The sequence below is a fragment of the Corallococcus sp. AB049A genome, from assembly GCF_003668885.1.
Classification (GTDB): Bacteria; Myxococcota; Myxococcia; order Myxococcales; family Myxococcaceae; genus Corallococcus; species Corallococcus interemptor.
Window position 1 is genome coordinate 1 of record NZ_RAWL01000650.1, and the last position, 3237, is coordinate 3237.

A 3237-nucleotide genomic window follows, 5' to 3' on the forward strand; every position below is an offset into this window, starting at 1 on the left:
CCTCCCGCCCCCGCCGCGCCCGCTGTCCCGGGCGCCGGCAGCGTGGCGCCGGAGGTGCAGCTGTGCCTCCAGCACCTGAAGCCGGAGGAGCGGGACCGGGCCGCGAAGGCCTTGGGGCCGCTGGAGTCCGTGCCGCTCTACCGGGTCCAGCTGGAGGTGGAGCCGAAGGAGCGGCGCGTCTGGGGCAAGGTGCAGGTGCGGCTGGTGGCGAAGGGGCCCAGGCCGGTGACGGAGCTGTACCTGCGGCTGACGCCCAACACCCGCTCGCGCCAGGTGACGCTCTCCGGCGCGAAGCTCAACGGGAAGGCCGTGACGCTGGAGCTGGGGCCGGAGCCCACGCTGCAGCGCATCGCTGTAGACCCTCCGGTGGCCCCGGGCGGCGCGCTGTCGCTGGAGGTCTCGGTGAAGGGCACGGTGCCCAGGGCGGCGCCGGGCGCGGAGTCGCTGATGGGCTCGGGCGGGCTCCTGGGCGGGAGCGCCAGGGGCGGCGGCGCGGACGACCACGGGGCCTTCTCCGCCACGGCGGACGTGGTGAGCCTGGTGGGCGTGGTGCCGCAGGTGCCCCCGGTGGATGACCGGGGCCAGCCGTGGGCCGGTCCGCAGGGGCTGGGGGACCTGGCGCTGTACGAACCCGCGCATGTGCTGGCCACGCTCACCGTGCCGCCGGGCTGGTCCGCGCACGCCACCGGGACCCCCATGGGCGCGGTGCCGGAGCGCGACGGCCGGGTGCGCTACAGCTTCGCGGCGGCGGCGGTGCGCGACTTCCCGGTGCTGGTGACGCGCGGCTACCAGTCCGCCACGGCCACGGTGAACGGCGTCACGGTGGAGAGCCACTTCGCGGCGCAGGACGCGGCCGTCGGCAAGCGCGTGCTCAAGTACGCGTCGCAGGCCCTGACGGAGTTCGAGAAGCGCCTGGGCCCGCTGCCCTACACCCACTTCCGCGTGGTGCAGGCGCCCTTGAGCGGCGGCGCGGGCGGCATGGAGTTCCCGGGGCTGGTGACGGTGGGCACGTCCCTCTACCGCGCGAAGCAGGACCCGCTGTCCATGCTGGTGGGCATGCCCGGCATGGAGGCCATCCAGGAGCTGCTGGACGCGCAGGGCGCCGCGATGCTGTCCCAGGTGGGCGCGCAGGTGGGCGCGTCCCTGGAGCGCACGCTGGAGTTCACCGTGGCGCACGAGGTGGCGCACCAGTACTTCGCGGGGCTCGTGGGCTCGGACCCCATCCGCGACCCGGTGGTGGACGAGTCCCTGGCCCAGTACGCGGCGCTCCTCTACATGGAGTGGGCCCACGGCCCGGAGGCCGCCGAGTCCCTGCGCAACGAGGCCCTGGTGATGCCCTACCAGTTCTACCGGATGACGGGCGGCAGCGACGGCCGCGCGGACCGGCCCACGGGCGACTTCGACGGCGGCGAACTGGAGTACGGCGCGCTCGTGTACGGCAAGGCGCCGCTGCTGCACCACGCGTCGCGCAAGCTGGTGGGGGACAGCGCCTTCTTCAAGGCCCTGCGCGCGTACGTGGACACGTACCGCTTCAAGTGGGCGTGCAAGGCGTGCTTCACGCAGGAGCTGGCGAAGGCGAGCCCCGCGAACGCGAAGGCGCTCACCCAGCTGCGCACGCGCTGGTGGGAGGAGTCCCACGGCGACGAGGACCTGGGCGCCGCGGACCTCCAGGGGCTGATGGAGGCCATGGGCGGCGGCGCCATGGGCGGCGTGAAGCTGGACGCCCAGACGCAGGAGCTTCTGGAACAGCTGCTGCCCCAGCTCATGGGGCAGTAGGGCGAAGGCAACGGTCAGTCGAACAGCGCCTGCACGAACTCGCGCGGCTCGAAGCGGCGCAGGTCGGCGATCTTCTCGCCCACGCCCACCCAGACCACGGGCAGCTTCAGTTCGTCGCAGATGCCGATGATGACGCCGCCCTTGGCGGTGCCGTCCAGCTTGGTGAGCGCGATGGCGCTGACGCCCACGGCTTCGTGGAACTGCTTGGCCTGCTGGATGGCGTTCTGCCCGTTGGTGGAGTCCAGCACGAGCAGGATTTCATGGGGCGCGCCGGGCAGCGCCTTGTCCATCACGCGCTTGACCTTCTTGAGCTCCTCCATGAGCGGGGCCTTGGTGTGCAGCCGGCCCGCGGTGTCCGCGATGATGACGTCCGCGCCTTCCGCTTGAGCCTTCTTCACCGCCTCGAAGATGACGGCGCTCGGGTCGCCGTTCTCCGGGCCCTTCACCAGCTGGGCCCCGGCGCGCTCGGCCCACACGTCCAGCTGCTCCGTGGCGGCGGCGCGGAAGGTGTCGCCCGCGGCGAGCACCACCTTCTTGCCCTGGCCAGTGAGCTGCGCGGCCAGCTTGCCGATGGTCGTCGTCTTCCCGGCGCCGTTGACGCCCACCACCATCACCACGTGCGGCGGGCCCCCGCCCTCCAGCGAGCGCGGCACGGGCAGGTCCACCATGCGCGCCACCTCGTCGCGGATGGCGCCCTTGATGCGCTCCGGGTCCTTCAGTTCGTTGCGCTTGAGCTTGTCGCGCGCCACCTCCACCAGGTGGTCCGCGGTGCGCACGCCGATGTCGGCGGTGAACAGAATCTCCTCCAGCTCCGACAGGACGGACTCGTCCATGGTGCGCTGGCCGCCGAACAGGCCGTTGAGCCGGGCCATGAAGCCCTGGTTCCGCGTGCGGTCCAGCCCCTGGGCCAGCGTGCGGCCACCCTCCGCCTCCACCTTGGCGCGCGCCGCGGCGGCCTCGGCCTGACGGGCGGCCTCCGCCCGGGCGGCCTCCTGGGCGATGGCCTCGTCGCGCAGGCGCACCGCCTCCACCTGCTCCCGCTTGCGGCGCTCGCGCGTCTCGTCGTCCAGGGCCTTCTTGGCGCGGTACTCGACGCGCTTGGCCTCCTCCTCGCGCTCCTTGAGGGCGCGGACCTGCGCCTCCAGGCGGGCCTTCTCCGCGGGGTCCTTCGCGGCATGGGCGGCGAACGAGGCCGTCTCGCGCTCCCGGCGCAGCTCGTCCATGCGCGCGTGGGCGTCGTCCAGGTCGCGGCGCCGGGCGAGCTCCGCCTCGTTGGGCGGCAGCTCCACGCGCAGCTCGGGGCGCTCCGCGGGCAGCTGGGGCACCTCTTCGGGCTTCCTGGCGGCCTCCGGCACGCGCTTCCTGCCCAGGAGCTTCCGCGCCGCGACGAGCGCCAGGACGACGAAGACCGCCGCGCCGCCAATGCCGACGATTTGACCGTCGGAGAGGCCGGTGTCCGGC

General features: G+C 73.4%; 2 protein-coding genes. One reads left to right on the forward strand and one right to left on the reverse strand.

The window, feature by feature from the left end; genetic code table 11:
* A partial coding sequence (locus D7X55_RS37780; RefSeq protein ID WP_306437763.1) for a M1 family aminopeptidase occupies positions 1 to 1776 on the forward strand: 1776 nt, incomplete at its 5' end.
* A gap of 14 nt (positions 1777 to 1790) precedes the next feature.
* Here the strand turns inward: D7X55_RS37780 and ftsY are convergent.
* Complete coding sequence (ftsY, locus tag D7X55_RS37785; RefSeq protein ID WP_121725566.1) at positions 1791 to 3209, reverse strand: signal recognition particle-docking protein FtsY; 1419 nt, start codon at positions 3207 to 3209, stop codon at positions 1791 to 1793.
* Between the last annotated feature and the right edge of the window lie 28 nt (positions 3210 to 3237).